The 21,354-nt window shown below is 39.1% G+C and carries 22 protein-coding genes and 1 tRNA gene; 10 read left to right on the top strand and 13 right to left on the bottom strand.

The window, feature by feature from the left end:
* Nucleotides 1-2: 2 nt before the first annotated feature.
* Together lptM and argH are read right to left on the bottom strand one after the other, a co-directional pair.
* Nucleotides 3-182: an LPS translocon maturation chaperone LptM gene (lptM, locus tag MCQ_RS03620; protein ID WP_006923604.1), complete on the bottom strand. Its 180-nt coding sequence runs from the start codon at nt 180-182 to the stop codon at nt 3-5.
* Between the two features lie 61 nt (nt 183-243).
* Nucleotides 244-1,644: an argininosuccinate lyase gene (gene argH / locus MCQ_RS03625; protein WP_006923605.1), complete on the bottom strand. Its 1,401-nt coding sequence runs from the start codon at nt 1,642-1,644 to the stop codon at nt 244-246.
* Nucleotides 1,645-1,676: 32 nt separating this feature from the next.
* Here argH and MCQ_RS03630 point away from each other — a divergent pair, with 32 nt between their 5' ends.
* Nucleotides 1,677-2,375 (top strand): TlpA disulfide reductase family protein, encoded by a 699-nt coding sequence (locus MCQ_RS03630; RefSeq protein WP_006923606.1) that lies wholly within the window; start codon nt 1,677-1,679, stop codon nt 2,373-2,375.
* A gap of 1 nt (nt 2,376) precedes the next feature.
* Here MCQ_RS03630 and MCQ_RS03635 read toward each other — a convergent pair whose 3' ends face one another.
* From MCQ_RS03635 to MCQ_RS03665, 7 genes are all read right to left on the bottom strand, one after another.
* Nucleotides 2,377-2,871, bottom strand: coding sequence for a YaiI/YqxD family protein (locus MCQ_RS03635; RefSeq protein ID WP_006923607.1), 495 nt, complete (start codon nt 2,869-2,871; stop codon nt 2,377-2,379).
* Between the two features lie 12 nt (nt 2,872-2,883).
* The gene (locus MCQ_RS03640; protein ID WP_006923608.1) at nt 2,884-3,741 is read right to left on the bottom strand and encodes a YihY/virulence factor BrkB family protein; all 858 of its coding nucleotides are present in this window, start codon (nt 3,739-3,741) and stop codon (nt 2,884-2,886) included.
* A 663-nt stretch (nt 3,742-4,404) separates the two neighbouring features.
* Nucleotides 4,405-5,337 carry a prephenate/arogenate dehydrogenase family protein gene (locus MCQ_RS03645; RefSeq protein ID WP_006923609.1) on the bottom strand — a complete coding sequence of 311 codons (933 nt, stop codon included), beginning with the start codon at nt 5,335-5,337 and terminating at the stop codon, nt 4,405-4,407.
* A gap of 690 nt (nt 5,338-6,027) precedes the next feature.
* Complete coding sequence (gene holA / locus MCQ_RS03650) at nt 6,028-7,071, bottom strand: DNA polymerase III subunit delta (protein ID WP_006923610.1); 1,044 nt, start codon at nt 7,069-7,071, stop codon at nt 6,028-6,030.
* A gap of 4 nt (nt 7,072-7,075) precedes the next feature.
* Complete coding sequence (locus tag MCQ_RS03655; RefSeq protein ID WP_006923611.1) at nt 7,076-7,870, bottom strand: ABC transporter ATP-binding protein; 795 nt, start codon at nt 7,868-7,870, stop codon at nt 7,076-7,078.
* Nucleotides 7,863-8,759, bottom strand: coding sequence for an ABC transporter permease (locus tag MCQ_RS03660; protein ID WP_006923612.1), 897 nt, complete (start codon nt 8,757-8,759; stop codon nt 7,863-7,865). The genes MCQ_RS03655 and MCQ_RS03660 overlap by 8 nt, the downstream gene beginning before the upstream one ends.
* 62 nt (nt 8,760-8,821) lie before the next feature.
* On the bottom strand, nt 8,822-9,790 hold the full coding sequence (locus MCQ_RS03665) for an ABC transporter substrate-binding protein (RefSeq protein ID WP_035007872.1): 969 nt from the start codon (nt 9,788-9,790) through the stop codon (nt 8,822-8,824).
* Nucleotides 9,791-9,978: 188 nt separating this feature from the next.
* On the opposite strand from MCQ_RS03665, the gene MCQ_RS03670 reads away from it, so the two are divergent.
* Nucleotides 9,979-10,053 (top strand) — tRNA-Gly (locus MCQ_RS03670).
* Between the two features lie 413 nt (nt 10,054-10,466).
* Here MCQ_RS03670 and thiD read toward each other — a convergent pair.
* On the bottom strand, nt 10,467-11,345 hold the full coding sequence (gene thiD, locus MCQ_RS03675; RefSeq protein WP_006923614.1) for a bifunctional hydroxymethylpyrimidine kinase/phosphomethylpyrimidine kinase: 879 nt from the start codon (nt 11,343-11,345) through the stop codon (nt 10,467-10,469).
* 131 nt (nt 11,346-11,476) lie between these two features.
* Between thiD and MCQ_RS03680 the strand changes: the two genes are divergently transcribed.
* The 3 genes from MCQ_RS03680 to MCQ_RS03690 all read left to right on the top strand — a co-directional run bounded on the left by MCQ_RS03680 (nt 11,477) and on the right by MCQ_RS03690 (nt 14,935).
* Nucleotides 11,477-12,283, top strand: a complete 807-nt coding sequence (locus tag MCQ_RS03680; protein ID WP_006925918.1) for a lysophospholipid acyltransferase family protein — start codon at nt 11,477-11,479, stop codon at nt 12,281-12,283.
* A 478-nt stretch (nt 12,284-12,761) separates the two neighbouring features.
* A complete protein-coding gene (locus MCQ_RS03685; protein WP_006923616.1) occupies nt 12,762-13,871 on the top strand; it encodes a D-alanyl-D-alanine carboxypeptidase family protein in 1,110 nt (369 codons plus the stop codon).
* 2 nt (nt 13,872-13,873) lie between these two features.
* A complete protein-coding gene (locus MCQ_RS03690; RefSeq protein ID WP_181461105.1) occupies nt 13,874-14,935 on the top strand; it encodes a CobW family GTP-binding protein in 1,062 nt (353 codons plus the stop codon).
* Nucleotides 14,936-15,372: 437 nt separating this feature from the next.
* Here the strand turns inward: MCQ_RS03690 and MCQ_RS03695 are convergent, their stop codons facing one another.
* The 3 genes from MCQ_RS03695 to MCQ_RS03705 form a co-directional block, all read right to left on the bottom strand.
* Nucleotides 15,373-16,122 carry a L,D-transpeptidase family protein gene (locus tag MCQ_RS03695; protein ID WP_006923618.1) on the bottom strand — a complete coding sequence of 250 codons (750 nt, stop codon included), beginning with the start codon at nt 16,120-16,122 and terminating at the stop codon, nt 15,373-15,375.
* A gap of 38 nt (nt 16,123-16,160) precedes the next feature.
* Entirely contained in the window at nt 16,161-17,117 is a 957-nt protein-coding gene (locus tag MCQ_RS03700) for an acetyl-CoA carboxylase carboxyltransferase subunit alpha (protein ID WP_006923619.1), read from the bottom strand.
* Nucleotides 17,118-17,195: 78 nt separating this feature from the next.
* A complete protein-coding gene (locus MCQ_RS03705; protein WP_035007874.1) occupies nt 17,196-18,134 on the bottom strand; it encodes a site-specific tyrosine recombinase XerD in 939 nt (312 codons plus the stop codon).
* Nucleotides 18,135-18,394: 260 nt separating this feature from the next.
* Here MCQ_RS03705 and MCQ_RS03710 point away from each other — a divergent pair, with 260 nt between their 5' ends.
* The 5 genes from MCQ_RS03710 to MCQ_RS03725 all read left to right on the top strand — a co-directional run bounded on the left by MCQ_RS03710 (nt 18,395) and on the right by MCQ_RS03725 (nt 21,348).
* Nucleotides 18,395-19,027, top strand: coding sequence for a shikimate kinase (locus MCQ_RS03710; protein WP_006923622.1), 633 nt, complete (start codon nt 18,395-18,397; stop codon nt 19,025-19,027).
* Nucleotides 19,002-20,135, top strand: a complete 1,134-nt coding sequence (aroB, locus tag MCQ_RS03715; RefSeq protein ID WP_006923623.1) for a 3-dehydroquinate synthase — start codon at nt 19,002-19,004, stop codon at nt 20,133-20,135. The genes MCQ_RS03710 and aroB overlap by 26 nt, the downstream gene beginning before the upstream one ends.
* Before the next feature lie 162 nt (nt 20,136-20,297).
* Nucleotides 20,298-20,429, top strand: a complete 132-nt coding sequence (locus tag MCQ_RS09790; RefSeq protein ID WP_280176717.1) for a hypothetical protein — start codon at nt 20,298-20,300, stop codon at nt 20,427-20,429.
* Nucleotides 20,430-20,542: 113 nt separating this feature from the next.
* Nucleotides 20,543-20,938, top strand: coding sequence for an MliC family protein (locus tag MCQ_RS03720; RefSeq protein WP_006923625.1), 396 nt, complete (start codon nt 20,543-20,545; stop codon nt 20,936-20,938).
* Between the two features lie 17 nt (nt 20,939-20,955).
* Entirely contained in the window at nt 20,956-21,348 is a 393-nt protein-coding gene (locus MCQ_RS03725) for an MliC family protein (RefSeq protein ID WP_006923626.1), read from the top strand.
* The last annotated feature ends 6 nt before the right edge of the window (nt 21,349-21,354 follow it).

Below are 21,354 nucleotides of genomic sequence, written 5' to 3' on the forward strand. Positions count from 1 at the left end.
CTCTATTGTATCAACCTATCAAGGACAAAAGATTCATTTGCTGTACTTTGAGGAACAAATGCCCCTTGTGAAGAATCCACTCCTGTTGAAGAAGGTAATTCTAATGCCCCTTTACGCCCACAGCCAAAGAGGAGAACATTCCCCAAAAGGACAATTGTTAAACTCCTTAAAATAATCTTCATATGCCCTTTTCCTCCCTACTGATATCTCTTTTTTTATTTTCTGCGTTTAAAACAAAATCATTCAGGCAGTTACAAGGCGCCTTTTCCAATAGGCAATTTGATAAAGCACTTCTGAAGGCGCAGTACCACCAAAACTTTTGCGGCTTTCAACCGATTTTTCAACCGTCAAAACATCAAAAAGTGCTGCATTAATATCTGGACATATTGTTTGAAGCTCAATTAATGATAACTCATTTAGATTACATTGTTTTTTTTCTGCTAATGCCACAGCGCGGCCAGTAATATGATGTGCTTCACGAAAAGGAAGCCCTAATTCACGCACAAGCCAATCGGCAAAATCTGTTGCGGTTGCATAACCAGAATCAGCAGCTTGTTTCATGGCTTCTTTGTTGACTTGCAAATCACCAATAATCCCTGTCATTGCGGCTAGGGATAATTCTAAACTCAAAGCCCCATCAAAAACATATTCCTTATCTTCTTGCATATCCTTCGAATAAGCAAGGGGTAATCCTTTCATCACCGTTAACAACCCCATCAATGCACCATTCAGACGTCCTACTTTTGCACGCACAAGTTCGGCAGCATCAGGATTTCTCTTTTGTGGCATAATGGATGAACCAGTTGAAAACGCATCCGATAAACGAATAAAATCAAATTGTGCACTTGACCAAAGGACAATTTCTTCTGCTAATCGCGAAAGATGCATTGCACAAAGAGCACCAGCGCTTAAAAATTCTAACGCAAAATCACGATCCGAAACACTATCAATCGAATTGCGTGTCGGCTCACGAAAACCTAGCGTTTCTGCTGTCATAAAACGATCAATCGGAAAGCCTGTGCCTGCTAAAGCTCCAGCGCCTAAAGGTGACTCATTCATTCGCTCAACAGCATCACGCATCCGAGATAAATCCCGACCAAACATTTCAACATAAGCCATCATATAATGGCCAAATGTTACGGGTTGTGCTGATTGTAAATGCGTAAAGCCTGGCATAAAGGTCTCAACATTTTGTTCTGCTCGAATAAGCAATTGCTCTATCAATTCTTTTAAAGCTTGCGCTATTTTCTGCGTTGCTTCACGCACCCACAAGCGAAAATCAACAGCAACTTGATCATTGCGTGAACGGGCTGTGTGCAAACGCCCAGCTACAGGACCAATCAATTCGCTCAGCCGCGCTTCAATATTCATATGAATATCTTCAAGCTTCCGGGAAAAAATAAATTTACCATCTTCAATTTCTTGGCGAATAAGCTTTAAACCACAAACAATTTTTTCATAATCTGATTGTGAAATGATCTTCGTTTGCGCTAACATAGCCGCATGAGAAAGAGAACCTTCAATATCTTGTCGATAAAGTTTTTGATCAAAATCAATTGAGGCGTTAATTTCTTCCATAATTGCAGCAGGCCCTGCCGCGAACCGACCACCCCACATTTGGTTCTTTAATTTCTCATCTATCATACTTTGAAAACACCCATTAAAAGGACAAAATTATGTTTCCTCAATTTTTTAAAAACCTAAAAAAGAAAAATAAAAAAATGCAATTCCTTCTTGCATCTTTTATCATTGCCTTGAGTTTATACGCAACAATAAACCACGATAACAAAAGAGAGTTTTTCCTTTTCAATTTTATTTCAACAGCAAAAGCACAAGAAATAAACACCGACAAAACACAAACAGAAAAAATTATGGCAATAAAAAAATCCGCAAAAGGCTTTTTTGCGCACATGCGATTTGCTGAATCTTCTTATGATATGAACCAACTTACTTTTAAAGATAGTCAAGGGAAAGACCGTAAACTCAGCGAATTTACCGGAAAACCAATGCTGATCAATCTGTGGGCTATTTGGTGCACACCATGCCGCGCGGAAATGCCAGAATTGGCACAATTAAAACGTGAATTTGAAGGAGAAAATTTCGATGTCATGGCTATTAACATTGATAAAGCTGCTTCTCCTGAAAAAATTCAGCAATTTTTACAAAATGTTCATGCGGATAATTTGCTTTACTATCGCGATGAAACAATGGATATTTTCAACAGAGTTAAAAAACAGGGACTTGCCTTAGGATTGCCTATCACATTTCTCATTGATAAAGAAGGGTATCTCATTGCTTCCTTCAATGGTGCAGCTCCATGGGCCAATAATGATGCTAAAGCGCTTATAAAAGCTGTCATAAAAGAAGCACAATAACCTAATAACCGCGCCTTTTTAAACGTTGTATAACGAGATCCAACGCTGATAAAAAAGCAGACCGATCTTTGTGACAAAAAGGACGGGGGCCACCTGTTATACTGCCCTGTCCCCGTAAATCTTCCGTCAAATTGCGTATTGCCAAAGCTTGACCAATTGAATTTATATCAAAAATGCGCCCTGTCGGCGAAAGACAAATACCTCCAGCCCTCACAACACGTGCCGCTAAAAGAATATCACTTGTGATAACAATACTAGCCTCATGCACATGCTCTACAATCCAATTATCTGCACTATCAGGCTCTTCAGAGACAATCACTTTTTCAAGAAGCACTTCATCTGGAAGAACCAAAAAACGATTAGCCACAAAAAATGTTTTGAGCTGGTAACGGTTCATAACACGATAAATTTCAGGTTTTACAGGACAAGCATCCGCATCAATCAACAAAGTGATGGCAGGTTTTATTCGTGTATTCGTCTCTTGGTTTTCACGCAACAACAAGTTCTTTCATTCATCTGAATATTGCAAATGGTGGCACCGATAAAACATTATCGCCGCGTTTATTTCGCCCCCCAAAATAAAGATTGCACTTAACACGTAAAGAAAAATTATGGCAACCATTATAGATGCTAACCCTGCATAAGTAGAAATATAATCAAACATTGTTAAATATTGTGCAAAAGCAATGGAAGCCATAAACCATACAAACATTGTCACTACAATTCCTGGTAAAATATCTATAAATTTGCGTCGTCCTGCTGGTAGCCATTTATGAACAATCAAAAGACTTACAAAGAGAACAACAGCTGCAATTATGTAACGCCATAGACGAATTACACCAATATATTCGGTCATGAAAAAAGAATGTTTTTGCATGATTTTGATAAGCAAAGGTGCTAAAATTAACAAAAAGCTGATTACAACAAGACCAATGGCTCCAACAATCACAAAAAACAAACTTTGGAAACGGCAAAATAACAAACTACGCCGATCAACCACACGATACGCTTTATTTAAGGCCGTGCGCAAAGCCTCTATTCCATTAGAAGCAAAATAAGCTGCTCCAATAACAGAAACCGTTAACAATCCCCCGCGTTGAACAGTTAAAACATTGATAATTTCCTGAGATAAAGGCTCTGCAATAACATCTGGCAATAACTGCAAAAGTGCTTTGATTTTTTTCGGCGTATACGTAAACGCACCAAGAAAACTGGCAAGAGAAGTTCCAAAAATAAAAAAAGGAAAAAATGCTAAAAGCCCTGAAAGCGCGACATGGCTCGCAAAAGCACTCCCGTTATCACGCCAGTAATGGCTTATTGCGTCAACAAGAATATGATAGCTATACCAAAAGATATTTCTTAACAAATCTCAATACTTTCTGGTAACACTCTTCCTTAGTCTATTCAAACTCTACAAAAATTATCAAAACTGTAAAAAAAACATTTTTTAATATAAAGGGCAATAACCAATTCGGTCAAGCCCAACTCTATACCAAAACAAAAAAAGAACGAATCAAAAAATTTTCTCATTAAAAGCTAAAAACAATGGAGATTTGTACATACGCCAACTCTCGATATTATTGATAAAAAAATGCATGGATCTGCATAAAGCATACCAAAAGACACGTGATCTTTATTGCAAACTTGGATATACGACACATGATTTTTTTGATTTCCTTAACATACCAACCACAGCTGGAGAGCAACTCAAGCATAAACACACCACATGTGATTATCCATAAACAGCGCTTAAAGAAAATAAAAACAACGGTGCATTATATAAACGCTTGGCAACGACTTAACTTTTTTATTTCTCTTATAAATCAACGATCTCTTTTATACATTATACGCCATATAGAGAGCCAAGCATTATAATCTTGCACACATAAAACCTTTTTTGAAGTCGTGAAGCTGCATCGGGGCACCACCACTCTTTTTTATTCTAATCCATGACTTAAAACGAATAAAGAAAAAACTTCTTATAGTTTTCTAGAAAAGACCAACAAAATTCAACAAAAACTCTTCAGTTTTACGTGGACTCTCTAGAAACACTATGACGCCCAAAATCAGGAGCATCAATTTCCTGCCCAGCATCAATAATATTGCGGCGTATAGCACGCGTACGCGTAAAAAAATTAAACAGTGTCTCACCATCACCCAAACGAATTGCTCGTTCCAAAGAAGAAAGCCCTTCACTAAAACGGCTCAACATTTCTAAAATAGCATCCTTATTATGCAAACAAATATCGCGCCACATAACAGGATCAGAAGATGCCAAACGGGTAAAATCACGAAAACCTGAAGCAGAATATGCAATAACTTCTGAATTCGTTACCTTTTCTAAATCACTAGCCGTCCCAACAGTATTATAAGCAATCAAATGCGGCAAATGCGAAACAATAGCCAAAACAAGATCGTGATGTTTAGGATCCATCTTTTCGACACGCGCACCACAAGCTTCCCAAAATGCCGTCAATTGCGCTATAGCCGTAGTATCAGTCTCAGCAGAAGGCGTTAAAATACACCAGCGATTCATAAACAAATCAGCAAAACCGGCTTCCGGTCCTGAATATTCCGTTCCAGCAATTGGATGACCGGGAATAAAATGAACCGTTTTTGGCAATAAAGGTGCTGTTTGCGCAATAACCAATGCTTTTGTAGAACCAACATCACTCACAATTGCGCCAGGTTTTAAATGATCCCGAATGGTTTTTGCTACTTCAGCACTTGCCCCAACGGGAACAGAAAGAATAACCAAATCTGCTCCCTTAACAGCTTTTGCATTATCCGTTGTATAAAAATCCCCAAGCTGCAATTCGCGCGCCCTTTTTAGAGTTTCTGGACGACGCGTTGCAATAGAAATTTGAGCTGCGATATTTTTCTTTTTAATGACTCTTGCTAAAGAAGATCCTATCAAACCGATTCCAATGAGTGCTATTTTTTCAAACTGAATACGAAACATCTTTCACCTTTAAAAACTCTTTGAAAACGGCAAAAAAACAAAATTAACACAAGAAAATAAATTTATTAAATCATGCGCCACTCACTAATCATCTACGCAAACCACTAACAGATCATTTTTATTTGAAATAATGCCCCAGAAAATTGGTAAGAAAAAACGTAACACCAAGCTCTAAAATTTGTCAATTCATTGCCTAATAAGCATTCAAAACTGCACAGGATAAAATCCTTTTTTATAAGTTTTTGATCAATAAAAACAACCGCTCTGTACAAAATATCACAAGTTTTATTCCAAAAAACTCGCTACACTGTAAGCAGATGGCAATACTTCGCAGAGCGCTTAGGTTACATCGCGTAAACCGCTAACACAGCAACAATTAATACAACTTTTTCGAATGTTAAAAATTCAGCTAAAAAACGCATGCAAAAAATGCCGTAATTCTAAAAGATTTCCCCCCAGCACCATCAATCAAAACAACATGAGGCAAACGTGCGCTCTCAACAAAGAAGGATCAATAACAATAAACACCTTTAAAATTCTTCTTATTAAATAGGTTTTAGATAGGTTAATTGATAAAAATGATGTTGTCCTTTTACCAAGTGTACAAATACAATCTTATCAGACATAAAAAGTGTATTTCATAAAGCTTTCAAAGTCTGTAAATAAAATTTCCTAATGCATTTCAATATTTTACGCAGCCATTTGGCGTCGTGCAACAATTGCTAGCCCCAACAAGGTTTGACGAATGATAGCTTCACCCAAATGCGGATTTTTACGACTATCTAAAACAGCACGTTGGATTCGCTCCATTGCATAAGAAATTTGCTCTCCCCCCCAATAGCTCAAGGCACGTTCAACAGTTTTTTTCCGCTGAAAAAAAATGGGAGGCTGTGCTTGAGAAATCGCTGTAAAAGCGCTTTTACCTTCAACATCTACTTGATAACGTAAAAGTTGTAATTGCTGAAAATGCCTTTGCGCAGTATTCAAAATAAAAAAAAGTGTACTTTGTATACTTGCATGTCGGCTAAAATACGTTTCAAAACTTCGCACATCTCCCAATAAAACAGCATCTATCACTTCATCTTGAGAAAGTGCACTGACATCACTTACCACAGCTTTCACATCTTCAAGAGCAATATGTGTTTTCTCAAAGGCATAAAGACAGAGCTTTTCCAATTCACCACGCGAAACAAGATGATCCCCTCCTAAATGATGGAGCAACCACTTGCGTGCATCCAAAGAAAGGGTCATGTTAAAATGACCTAGGACTTCATCAATTAATACATCAAGAGCACGGATATCATCCGCAAAACAGGGCAAAGCCATTGCTATCGCTGCCGGCTCAATAACATTACGCAGCCCTGTCCCTTTTTTGAGATCGCCTGCCTCAATGAGAATAAAACTTTTTTCCGGTGGTTCTTTGATTAAAAGCTTCAAAGCTGCAAGGAAGTTTTTTTGATTAGCGCCATTAGACACCCATATCAAACGATCACCACCAAAAAGCGATAAAGTGCGTGCCTCATCTAACAATCGAGCAGGATCTTTATCAATCTCGCCAGCATCCAAACGAACAGTGGAAAAAGGATCTTCTATGGCTACCTGGGTAATTTTAATAAAACGCTGTACACGCTCACAAACAAGACCACGATCAGGTCCGTAAATGAGAACAATAGGAAAGACACGCGAAAAGCGCGTTAGAAATTGATCAACTTCATGCGCTTTTTTCTGAGCCAAAGTATTAATCCATTAAGAGTTCATCATCATCAAGAACTTCACCACGAACCTTTTGGAACATGCCTATAAGATCACTGACATCCAATCCTTTACGTTCTTCTTGACGCACATCTAAAATCACTTTCCCCCCATGTAACATCAGTGTGCGATCTCCATGATCAAGAGCTTGACGCATCGAATGCGTCACCATAATAGTTGTTAATTTTTTCTCTTCAACAATTTTTTCTGTCAATTGCATCACAAAATCAGCCATTCCTGGATCTAATGCTGAAGTATGTTCATCAAGCAATAAAACATCCGCATGTGCTAAAGTGGCCATAACAAGACAAACTGCTTGACGCTGTCCACCTGACAAACTGTCCATAGGATTATGAATATATGCCTCAAGACCAATACCTAATTTAGCAATTTCATTTCGGAAAAACTGCCGTTTTTCATGATTTAAAGCTGCGCGCAAACTACGACGTCTTCCCCGAAGAGCTGCAAGAGCCAAATTTTCTTCAATTGTTAAAGAACCACAACTTCCCACCAATGAATCTTGAAAAACACAAGCAACCTTTCCAGCTCGCTCACTTATCGACTGCCTGGAAACATTGTGCCCATTGATCACTACTTTTCCTGTCGTGGGAAGAATTGCGCCCGCTAAAACACTAAGCAAAGTTGATTTACCAGCACCATTTGACCCAATAATAGTAACAAAACTGCTCCTCTCAATCTTGAGATTGATGTCAATTAAAGCCTGTTTTTCCAAAGGGGTTTGTGGTTTAAAAGTAACCCCAACATGAGAGAATTCAATCATGTTTACCCCTCCCCCAATAGCGTGATACAGCAAGGGTTGAAACGACTAAAAGCGCAGTGATCAACTGAAGATCCGTCGACGTATCAATACCAATCCCATGTGCCTCAAATGCAAACTGCACTGCTACACGATAAAGAACAGATCCGACAATACAGCTCACAATAATCCAAAAAATATTGCGCGTACGAAATAATGTTTCACCAATAATAACGGCAGCTAAACCGAAAACAATCGTACCAGCTCCACCGGTAATATCAGTAGCAATCGCGGTTTGAATATAAAGGGAACCTCCAAGTGCAACGCACGCATTTGAAAGACCCATGCCAAAATAAATTAACGCCGACGTATGAACCCCTTGCGCTGTAGCCATACGCGGATTGGCTCCCATGGCTCGCATAGCAAGACCCATCTCACTTTCCAAAAAGCGCCAAATCAAAAATGCCACAACCAGTAATACAGAACCAACAAAAAGAGGACGTACAAAAATATCAAGCAAGCCAAACATGTCATAAAAGGGAGTTAAAGCAGTATCAGCAAGCGCTAAATTGACATTAGACCCACCCATAATCCCCATAATACGAAGATTAACTGTATAAAGCGCTGACATTGTTAAAATTGAAGCCAAAAGATTTAAAATACCAAAACGCAAATTCAGCAAAGCTGTTAATAAACCAGCTACCATACCTGCACAAAAAGCGCATGCCATAGCCATCCATGCATTGAAACCTAAAAGAATCAAAATGCCACAGACACATGACCCAAGAAGAAAGGAGCCGTCGACAGTTAAATCAGGAAAATCTAAAACGCGAAACGAGAGATAAACCCCAATTGCGACAAACGCATAAATAAGACCCAACTCTACAGCACCAGAAAACGCAAATATATTCATCCAAAGACCACCCCCATGAAAACTTAAGTATTTTTATCGTCTCAACATATGTTAAGAGAAGCCTATTGAATAATTTTTGTCGCGCGTTCAATAACCGCCTGCGGAATAACAATACCAGCTTTTTGGGCTGCTTTCATATCAATACGGATGTCATTATTAGCCGCCTGCACAACATCAATATCACCAGGTTTTTCACCTTTTAAAATACGCACAACCAATTTCCCAGCATCAACTCCTATATCATAGAAATTTACGCCCTGCGTCATAAAAGGACCTCTTCCCATAGAATTAGAATCAACAGTAAATAAAGGAATATTCGCTTCCTGTGTAACTTTTGCTGCTCCCTCTAAAACAGAAAGAACTGTATTATCAGCGGGAATAAAAATGATATCCACCTTACCAATTAAAGCCCGTGTTGCCGCCTGAACATCAGAAGGTTTGGGCGCTGATGAAGGAACGACTTCAATTCCAACCTCATTTGCTACATCTTTTAACACTTTAAGTGTTGAAACAGAATTAGCTTCAGAGGCATTATAAAGGTAACCAAGTTTTTTCAAATCTGGTTTTACTTCCTGCAAAAGTTTAAGACTTTGCGCAATATCTATACGATCAGAAGTTCCTGTCACATTGCCACCAGGTTTGGTGAGTGAAGAAACTATTTTTGCTCCAATAGGATCAGAAATTGCAGCAAAAACAATAGGAATTGTTTTGGTTGCCGCAAGCACTGTCTGTGCTGAAGGCGTACTAATTGCAACAATTACATCAGGCTTATCACCAACAAATTTACGTGCAATCTGCGTTGCTGTAGAAATATTGCCCTGCGCTGATAAAAAAGTGAGTTCGAAATTTTCACCCTCTTTATAGCCATTTTCTGCAAGGGCATCCTCTACCCCTTTGCGAACTTGATCGGCAGCAGGATGCAACATAATCTGTGTAATTGCCACCTTAACTTTCTCTGTTGTTTTTGCAAAGCTATTCATCGTAAAAATAGCTATAATAACAAAACACAAACCTATGACTCTAAACCCCATCACTCTAAACATTACCGCTCCACCTAGATTTGCAACAATCGCGTAGAATAATCTATTGAAGAGAACTCTCAAAATCAATCTTTATTTACATTTTTTTAATCTTGAAAAATAATTCACGTTGAAATGTTATTTTTTTGTTGCAATTCGGATAAGGCTACGCCATACAGACAACGTTTAGTGAATTATGAGCGGGTGTAGCTCAGGGGTAGAGCACAACCTTGCCAAGGTTGGGGTCGTGGGTTCGAATCCCATCGCCCGCTCCATGGTTTGTATACCGATCTTGTTTAATGTAGCTTGTGTAGCTTGCCATTAGGTTTTGTATAATTTGATAGCAGATTTTGTACCAATTTGTTTTTTTTCAAAAGTTTTTTAAGAGGTTCTCAAAGGATCTTCAAAGCTGGTTTTTTAGGCTTTCACAGACTTTTTGAAAATCTTCAAAGCATTTTCAAAGACCTTTCAAAGCCTTCTCTCATTTTTACCTTTGAAACGCATTTTTTCTGATTTCCACTCTTTTTCGCAATTTTAGGTGTCAAAATCTATTTTGACAAAACGCGCATTTAATGGTAAAAATTATACACAAAAACAACAAACTACCACGTATTCCTACCTTTTCCCACTTAGTACAAAACTGACTGTTCAATTATAATGTGTAATTGCTTCTAAAACTATCGCTTTTTTAAAGATTGCTCCTTTGTCTTTCACTCCACAATTCACAAAAATGATGAACAGGACCGCGTCCTTTTCCTACTTGCAAAACACTTGAAGCCGCTAAAGTATTATTAAGATAGTTCTTTGCTCTTTTTACCGCACAAACTAAAGGCTCTGTCGGTAAAAGTGCTGCAATTGCAGCAGCAATAGTACAGCCTGTACCATGATCGTTGGTGGTTATAAGACGTAAAGCTTCCAGCGCTACAATCCCTTCAGAATCACAATAAAGATCTGGGCTAGAGTGGTCATAATTGGCCTCATCTGTATGAGCAAGGGTATTTAAATGCCCACCTTTTAATAAAACCGCACCACAACCAAGTGTCAAAAGTTGCGGACCATATTGGTACATAGCGTTTAACGACCATTGCACTTCACATCCCAACAACAGTTCTGCCTCAGGTAAATTGGGCGTAATCAAAGTTGACATCGGAACAAGAACATCACGAATAATTTCAATCGCATCAGGTTGTAAAAGGACATCGCCACTTTTTGCTACCATAACTGGATCAAAAACAATAAAATGAGCTTTATGGTAAGCTAAGCGCTCTGCAATAATCTGAGCAATCTGCGCATTTGCTACCATACCAATTTTAACTGCATCAACATGAACATCTTCAAAAACCGAATCAATTTGATCGGCAACAAAAGATGCATCCAATGCATGAAAAGCACGCACACCTTGTGTGTTTTGTGCAACCACAGCTGTAACCACACTCATGCCATAGGTTCTCATTGCTGAAAAAGCTTTTAAATCGGCTTGCATTCCAGCACCACCGGAAGGATCAGTTCCCGCAATAGATAAAATTCGCGGAATAAAAAGAGCGTTTTGGCCAACCTGTACTTTCATCAGCCCCTTTCCTTATGTTTTTAAGTATCGCAAAATAAGTTCCTGCAAAAAATAGATGTTTGAAAAAACCTAAAAGAGAGATATTTTCTCACGTAAAATAGTTATATACACAGTCTTCTTGCAGATATAAAATGGAAAAGTTAGTGCTCATCCTTCGTTCTCTTCTTTTTACATTCACCTTTTATACAACAACCTTAGTGCAAATGATTCTTTATGCACCCTTTTATTTTTTAATGCCACGCAAAAAAGCGTGGATTGTGCCTAAAACATGGGCGCGCGTCACACTCTTTTTGCAAAAATACATTGCAGGCACAAACTACGAAATTGAAGGATTAGAAAATCTTCCAAACGGAGCCTATATCATCGCTCCAAAACATCAATCTGCGTGGGAAACCTTTAGCCTTGTCCCCTATTTTGATGATCCCGCTCTCATCCTAAAACGTGAACTGACATGGATTCCATTTTTTGGTTGGTATATGGCAAAAACGCAAATTATCCCAATTAACCGAACAACGCCCATTAAAGCCTTAAAAACCATCATACAAAAAGCAAAAGAAAAAACAAAACAAGGGCGACAAATTCTGATTTTTCCTGAAGGGACGCGCCGACAGCCTGGTCAAGAACCAGATTATAAATCTGGAATTGTTGCTCTCTACAATGAACTTGGACTCCAAGTTGTGCCCATTGCGCACAATGCCGGTTTATATTGGCCACGCAACAATTTTCGCCGTTATCCTGGAACAATCCGTGTTCGCATTCTTCCCCCCATAGATGCCGGTTTAAGCAAACGTGATTTTCTAAACCAACTCGTCCAAAAAACAGAAAAAGCCTGTGATGAGTTGCTTTTATTAGCAGCACAAGATCCTAGCCCTCCTCCTATGCCACCTTGTGCTGTTAAAAAGCTTCAAAAGCTAAGTCATCATGAAGTAGTAATTTGATTTATCAAGAGAATTCATCACTCTTCCCTAATGGAGTGGAGAATAAAAAATACAAGGATATTTTCTCATTTTAAATCCTCTGATTCTGAATCAAAAAATTCTTTTCTTGCACCTCACAAGAGGATATGCCTTTATGAACCTTCTTATTGTAAGAGCGAGTGCAACATGAAAGATGGCATTAAGAACTCCAAGGCGAGGGATGGCTCTTTAAACACAACCGTGAATAGCAACACAATAGCGCACTATTTTTCATGAAAAGCATGATCCTATTAAAACACACTACAAACAGAAATGTGAGTTACTTAGCAATTTAAAAGTGTAAAACTAAATTCAAGATAGATAATGAACGGTTTTTATCTCTAAAGAAAAACTGCTATGATATTAACCATCTCTCCTCTCTGTTATGGACTCAAAAGCATTGTGTGCTACATTAAAACATTTCTAAATCACTGATAGGAAGGTATTGGACTTCACTCAAATGCGACGACTCTTCCATAAATTGTTTTTTTCTTTCGTTTTGAGTTTGACGAGCACCTTCGCTTTGGCTCAACCTTTTCTTTCTGTTGATGTTGCAACTGGACGTATTCTAGAGCACAACCAAGCTTTTGAGCGTTGGTATCCAGCCTCCTTAACAAAATTAATGACTGCTTATATCATTTTCCGAGCCATGAGCACAGGGGAAATTTCACCCAAAAAACACATCACCATCAGCGAATATGCAGCAAAAGCTCCTGCGCATCGTTCAGGCTATAAAGCAGGTTCTGTCCTCACACTTGATACAGCCTTAAGTATTACCATGGTTAAATCCACCAATGATTTGGCCATTGCCATGAGTGAAGCGGTTGCTGGTTCCCAAGAGGCTTTTGTGCAACAAATGAATGCTGAAGCTCAACGTTTAGGTATGTTTGGCACGCATTTCGCGAATGCAAGTGGATTACCAGACTCACACAATTACTCCACAGCACGCGATATCGCTCTTTTAGCGGTTCAGATTCGTCGAGAATTTCCTCAATATGCTCATTATTTTTCTATTCCAGCGATTGATTTTGGTAACAAACGAAAAATCCAACCCAATTCAAACAATCTCATTGGTCGCTTTAATGGAATAGATGGCATGAAAACAGGTTTTATTTGTGCCTCTGGCTTCAATCTTGTTGCCTCAGCAACCCGCAATAACCGCACGATTATCGCTGTCATTTTAGGATCTAATAATGTGAGTGAAAGAGAAGAAAAAGCTGCACAACTTCTTGAAGCAGGCTTTTTTCACCAAGGATCGCCGCAATTAACATTGGCAACACTAGAACCTTATGGAACAAAAATGGCACAAGCAACCGACATGAAACAACAAACATGCACAGCTGAAGCCACAAAAATACAAGCGAATTCTTATGATGATCAAGGAAATGTGATTCTTACTTCACCTTTGATCACTGCTTCACCTACCCCCTCTCTTCCGTTACCAGTACGCCTGATTTCTAAACCACCAACGCGTAAATCTAAAGGAGCACCGCTAAAAAAATTCCACATTCCGCATAAAAAACAAGCAAACCACCCTATAACAAAAGCAGCAAACCATAATCGCTCATGAATATGGAAATAGCACGCATTCCTCTTACTCTTATAACCGGCTTTTTAGGCTCTGGCAAAACGACTTTGCTCAATCGTATATTGCGAGATCCTTGTTTGGCTGAGTGCGCCGTTATCATCAATGAATTCGGTGAAGTAAGTATTGACCATCTTCTGGTTGAAAAAACGACAGAAGGTATTATCGAACTCGCAAATGGTTGCTTATGCTGCAATTTGCGCAGTGACCTGATCGATACATTGACTGATCTGATTGATCGCGTTCATACAGGAAATCTAAAACAACTTAATCGCATTATCATTGAAACAACAGGGTTGGCTGATCCAGTTCCTATTTTACAAGCTCTTTTAAGCCATCCACTCTTAATTCAAGCATTGTCAATCGACACTGTGCTTGCAACATTTGATACATTAAGCACGCCTTCCATAATCGAACGCTATCCTGAAATACAAAAACAATTAGCACTTGCTGACAAAATTATCCTCACAAAAACAGACCTTACTGACCCAAAAACACTTTCAAATACGCTCCTGAACACACTTAGAGCGATTAATCCTACAGCGCAAATCATCGATGTCCATTCTGAAAATTGCTGTTCAAGTGCGTTAATAAGTAAAACATTCTGGAATGAAAAAACAGAAAATACACAAGTGAAACAACGGTGCACCACTACTTGCGACGATCATGTTCACCAATGGCCTATTCGTGCTTTTTCCCTAGACTGTGAAGAGCCCATTGATTACGCCTCTATCGACGCTTTTTTAGATCTTCTAAAAGATCTATATGGTGCAAAATTACTACGTATCAAAGCAATTATCGCATTACATGATGACCCACAGCGCCCACTTGTGTTGCATGGTGTACAGGGATTTTTCCATCCACCAATAAGATTATCAGCATGGCCAAAAGGAATCACACAAACCCGTTTTGTCATCATTGCCGATGGTGTTGAAAAAGAAGCGATACAAAAACTCTTCAATGCTTTTTTAAACAAACCAGCAATAGATACTGCAGACAAAACCGCGATACTGGAAAACCCTTTAAGCATTCCAGGAATAAAATTTTAACTTTTCTTCCAATCTTAAATGAATATAAATCTTTAATGAACAATACCATCTCTTTTCAAACAGTTTCTATTACATTGTGCTATAAACATTAGCACATCATTTAATCTCTTCCTTAACCTATAGAACAAAGATTACCCCTCATCGATCTGTCATCAAGCTAGCTTTCTTTGAATAGATTGCATCTCCAATCACTTACGTGATTCACTTGACAGGTTCATTGGACAAACCTTGCCTAGAATATTCCTCTCGAACTATACACTTCTTCACTTAGTTGATGCAAAAAACTAAAATCAGACAAAGATGACATCATATTTTTAATATGCGTGAATGCATCTTCTATCATTGTACTGAAAGACAATATTTTACACATTAAAGATATAAAGAATAAAGCATTCTGAAAGAAGTAAGGAGAACTCCATTTTAAAATAAGATGATACTCAAGGTGTTAAAGCACTAGATTTCTTATCAAGACCGCGATTGAAAACGTAACGTTTTTCATAAACATCAACCGTTGGTGGCATACGATCTTCTTCAAAAAAATCATAACCTTTTTTAAGCATAACCCAAAATTGATAATGAGGATCAGTGCTATGACGCGCCATATTAGCGTCGGTCATACGGAAAGGAAAAGCCTGCAACTGAAATTCTCTCTGTCCACCTCTAAAAGCATCCCGTGCAAAAGCATAAATCTGTGCCATATTCCTATCACTCATGGAATAACAACCAGCAGAAAAGCAAGAACCATGCACCATAAGGTGACGCCCTGTGCGACCATGTGCCTGATCATAAAGGTTGGGAAATCCTATATTAAAGGAAAGATAATATTTCGAATAAGGATTCATTTGATTTGCGCTAATAGTATAAAAACCTTCCGGTGTCTGAAGATCGCCTTCCTTATATTTAGGTCCAAGCTGGCCAGACCATTTGCAAATACCATAGCGAGCGACCAACACAAAAGGCCCTGAGCGGGATTGCTTCCAAATTTCGGCAACATTTTCTTCCTTAAAAAATCGCATCATAATCGGCGCATAGGGATCTATGTTATGCATAACCATTCTATTTTGGATTTCTTGCGGCAAAGGTTGCTCAACTTTAGCACGAATAGAAGCTGGCAATCTTCCCTCACATGCCGTCAATATTCCCATTGCAAACAAAACACATGCTCTAAGGAATCTGTTGAATGTCATCGAATAAAACTCCAATCCATCCCCTCACCACAAATGACTTATGTTAGAGACCGACCGATTTGAAGATATTTTTCCCAACGTTCCTGTTTAATAGTTTCACCATCTTTGCCAACCATAGCCTCCAAAGCAGTAGAGATAATATTGCCTGTTGCATCAATCACAGCTTCTTTACCTCGATGTGCCCCTCCCAAAGGCTCCGGAATAATGCCATCAATAATCTTTAACTGATAGAGATCTTGCGCAGTAATACGCATATTCATTGCAGCATCTTTAGCGCGAGCTGGATCACGCCATAAAATAGAAGCTGCTCCTTCCGGTGAAATAACAGAGTAAATTGCGTGCTCCAACATATAAACTTTGTTAGCTGCAGCAATTGCTATCGCCCCTCCTGAACCGCCTTCTCCAATAACAACTGAAACAACAGGAACTTTTAAGCGCAAAGTTGCTGCTGTTGACTGGGCAATTGCTTCCGCTTGACCGCGTTCTTCAGCACTCACACCGGGGTAAGCGCCTGCTGTATCGACAAAAGTTAGGAGCGGCAAACCAAAGCGGTCAGCCATTTCCATGATACGTACAGCTTTGCGATACCCTTCCGGACGTGCAGAACCAAAATTATAGCGTAAACGTGTTTGCGTATCGTGACCTTTCTCCTGACCTATATAGGCAACTGCTTCACCTTTAAAGCGTGCGAATCCCGCTTGAATAGCCTCATCTTCAGCAAACTTGCGATCTCCTGCTAAAGGTGTGACATCACTCAATAGCCGTGCAGAATAATCCATAAAATGGGGACGATCAGGATGGCGAGCCACTTGTGTTTTTTGCCACGGCGATAATTTCTTATAAATATCGCGCAACGCTGTTTGAGAACGCGCTTCAAGGCGCGCAATCTCATCGCTCATATCAAGACTGCCTTCTTCCTCAGAAATCTTTTTTAATTCGAGAATTTTGCCATCGAGATCAGCAACTGGTTTTTCAAAATCAAGATAATTATACATTGCACCCAACTTATTTAGTGTAAGTTATACACTTATAATTCGCTTTATAAAGTATTTTTCAAAAACATCATTTTTTCTTTAACTAGTCTTCTGCTCATCGGCAAGTGGATGATGCTCACTAACTAAACGATAAAGTCCTGCTTCCAACACATGTGTGTAAATCTGAGTAGTCGCAATATCAGAGTGACCTAACAAATGTTGAACTGCACGCAAATCGGCACCATTTTGCAAAAGATGACTAGCAAAAGCATGGCGCAACACATGGGGAGAAAAACTATTACTTTTTATCCCTGCTCTTCTAGCAAGACTTTTTAGCTCCCGTGCAACAACTTGACGAGCAATATATCCTGTCTCTGAATGCGCAGGAAAAAGATAAAGGCTTGCGACATCTTTTCCTTGATTACGCAAATCTAACCACTGCGAAAGAACTTGGCACGCTTTTTTTGACAAGAGAACCATTCGTTCTTTTTTGCCCTTACCACGAACTAAAATACTGTACTCCTTCTGTCGGATAGCCTGCACCGGAAGACTTACCAACTCACTGATACGTAGCCCTGTTGCATAAAGCATTTCAATCAATACCTGAAGACGCAATGCGCGGAAATGACCTTTGGATCCATAATCTGCTTGTTTTACTTCAATTTCCGCCAAATCAAGCAATTTTATCACTGCATCCTCACTTATAATTTGAGGCAAAGGACGCCCCTGATGAGGTGTATCAATATCATGAGAGGGATCATCTGCTCTCACCCCCTCTGCATAAAGAAATTGATAAAATTGACGCAAAGTTGATAAACGACGTGCTTGCGAAGATGCTGCAAAACCAAGAGTATGCATAAATGATAAAAGACCTATTAAATCTTCTCTTTGTGCTGAAAAAAGCGAAACAGAACGTGAAGACAATTCGTCCTGTGCCCACTGTAAATCACGCTGATAAGCTGCAAGCGTATGAGGAGAAGCCCCTCGTTCAGCACTCATCATCTCAAGAAAATGATCTATCACAGCACCACTTTTCATTTCATGGATTCGCTTCCGTAGAAAGGTCCCATGAATCCGAGGGAATATCAATGTACATGTCCACAGTTACTGGTTCAACCAAAACCACAAGGGCACCCATTATAATAAAAAGAACAGTAAGCAAAATGAAAAGAATCATTAAAAATCTGGTCAATGTTGGCATACGACAATAACCTACCCTAAAATATTCTATCCCGTATTATGCCTTACAAAGATTAACAGGAATTGACTTTAAAGCATATAAATGCCGAAATAAGGTCATGAAAAATAATCGACCTAAACATATCCCAATAACACAAATAAAGCATCAACTCTTATCGTCTCTTGATAAACGAGCACTTGTACTTATTGGCCTTATGGGTGCAGGCAAATCAGTGATCGGAAAACGCGTTGCCACCATGCTCCATTTGCCCTTCTATGATTCCGATCAAGAAATTGAAAAAGCTGCGCAAATGAAAATTACTGAACTTTTTAAAGTTTATGGTGAACCAGAATTCCGTGCCCTTGAACGGCGTGTTATTCTAAACCTCCTGAAAAAAAAACCCCTTGTTTTAGCAACAGGTGGTGGTGCCTACATAAACGAAGACATCCGACAAGCCATTCATAAAAACGGTATATCCATATGGCTCAAAGTAGATCTTGATATCCTCATGAAACGTGTCTCAAAGCACCCAACTCGCCCTCTCCTTCAAACAGCAAACCCTAAGGAAACCATGCAAAAACTCATGGAACAACGCTATCCTATCTATGCAAATGCAAACTTAACAATTAACAGTCATAAAGAAAGCTGTCATACCGTAGCGCAACATGTCATACGATCTGTACAACACTACTTCTATACAGAAATTAACAATAGGAACAACCAGCATGCAAGCCAAGACCGTCACTGTTAAACTGGACAAATACTGTTACGATATCATCATTGGTCCCGGTCTGATTGCGCAAGCTGCTTTACAGATTAAACATTCTCTTAACCAAAAAGATCTTCATCAAACACGCGTAGCACTTATTACAGATACAAATGTTGCTTCTCTCCATTTGGATATATTGCAAGCACAATTAACAAAAAATAAAATCCATACTGTTCCAATTATTGTAGAAGCAGGGGAGCAATCCAAATCATTTTCAACCCTGCAAATTGTAATTGATAAAATTCTTTCTGCACGTCTAGAAAGAGGCGATTGCGTTCTTGCTTTTGGAGGTGGTGTTATTGGTGATCTAGGAGGATTTGCCGCAAGTATTATACGCCGTGGAATGAAGTTCATTCAGATGCCCACAACACTTCTTGCACAAATTGATTCTTCTGTTGGTGGAAAAACTGGAATCAACAGCCAATATGGTAAAAATCTTATTGGTGCTTTTCATCAACCACAATGTGTTATTGCTGATACGAGCCTTCTTGATACCCTAACATTGCGTGAATTTCGCGCTGGCTACGCAGAAATGGTCAAATACGGCCTTATTAACCAACCTGACTTTTTTGAGTGGCTTGAAAAAAACGGGCAAAAAGTTTTTTCTAATGGCCCAATAAGAACAGAAGCTATTGTTCGCTCATGCCAATTTAAAGCCGACATTGTAGCACGCGATGAATACGAAACCGGAGAACGTGCACTCTTAAACCTTGGTCATACATTTGGACACATGCTTGAAACAGCAACCGCCTATGACCCCAACCGTTTAATCCACGGTGAAGCTGTAGCAATTGGGATGATTCTAGCTCACCAATTCTCTACTCAACTGAATTTAACAAGCCCCACACTTACACAACGCGTTGAAGCACACCTCAAAGCAATGGGATTGCCTACACAGCTAAAAGATATCCCAGGTAAGCTACCAGATGCTGAAGCACTCATGACTCTCATTACCCAAGATAAAAAAGTTTCGCAAAACAATTTGACCTTCATCTTAACACGCGGACTTGGGCAATCATTTATTGCAAAAAATGTTCCATCAGACATAGTTTTGACTTTTCTGAAACAAAAATTAGCGAAAATTCGTTAATTCATATTGAATATAATTGATTCGTTTTTTTACTTCTATTAAAGAAGTAAATATGATGATGTCTGCGTAGCTCAGTAGGATAGAGCACAGGATTCCTAAAGAAATTGGGCGCCTTAAGGAGAAATCCTCAAAGTGGATCTGCTCAAATTCGGGGAAAGCTTCATGGGAGACCATATGCCAATCCCGAGCCAAGTCTCTCTCAAACGAGAGAAAGGTGTAGAGACTGAACGGGCAGCACCTAAAAAGCGTAAGTTTCAAGGTGAAGAGACAGTCCAGACCACAAACAGCTTATAAAGCTGGCGGTGAAAATCGAAGTGGTATGAATCCTGGGGCCGCAGGTTCGAATCCTGCCGTAGACACCATCGTGTCAGTCAAATTATTCTTTGTGCGCAATATAGGAAAGCATTATGAAAAAAACTTTACACATTTTAGGATTTTTCGCCGCTTTAAGTTTATCACTCTTCAGCTCAAACAATACTTTAGCTGGTTCTTTAATCATTGAGGTACCAGATAATCCAGAGCCAACAACACAGACCATTGCCTATCAGTGTGATACTGGAACAAGTAAAGAGCGCGTTGAAGCAGTCTATCTTAATGCTGACAATATTTCGTTGGTTGATTTCAAATGGAAAGGTGATCGTGTCATTGCTGCCAATGTTATTGCTGCCACGGGAGCAAAATACGCAGGAGCCCAATATATCTGGTGGGAAACTAACAAAGAAGTCACACTTTATGACCTTGCTAATGATCCAGAAGAAAAAAAACCTATCCTCTGTAAGGATGAATCATTACTATTATTCTAAATAACTCAGGAAATATTATGAAAAAAACTCCTCTTATTATACGATTTTTCATTGCTTTAAGTGTATTCCTCTTCGGTTCAATCAATGCATCAGCAAATTCTTTAGTCATTGAAGTACCAGATGATCCAGAACCAACAACAGAGACTATTTCCTATCAATGCGATATGGGAAAAAGCAAAGTGCATGTTGAAGCAACCTATCATAACGCCGGTAATATTGCGCTCGTTGATTTTAAATGGAATGGTAAGCGTATTATTGGTTCTAATGTGATTTCCGCTTCTGGAGCAAAATATGTGAGTGGCCAGTATATTTGGTGGACCACTAAAAATGAAGTCATCTTTTACGATCTCATTAATGATCCAAAAGAAGAAAAGCCTATCCACTGTGTAGAAGAAAAAAGTACAGAGTAAACGGCT

It is taken from the genome of Candidatus Bartonella washoeensis Sb944nv (genome assembly GCF_000278135.1).
GTDB classification, from domain to species: domain Bacteria; phylum Pseudomonadota; class Alphaproteobacteria; order Rhizobiales; family Rhizobiaceae; genus Bartonella; species Bartonella washoeensis.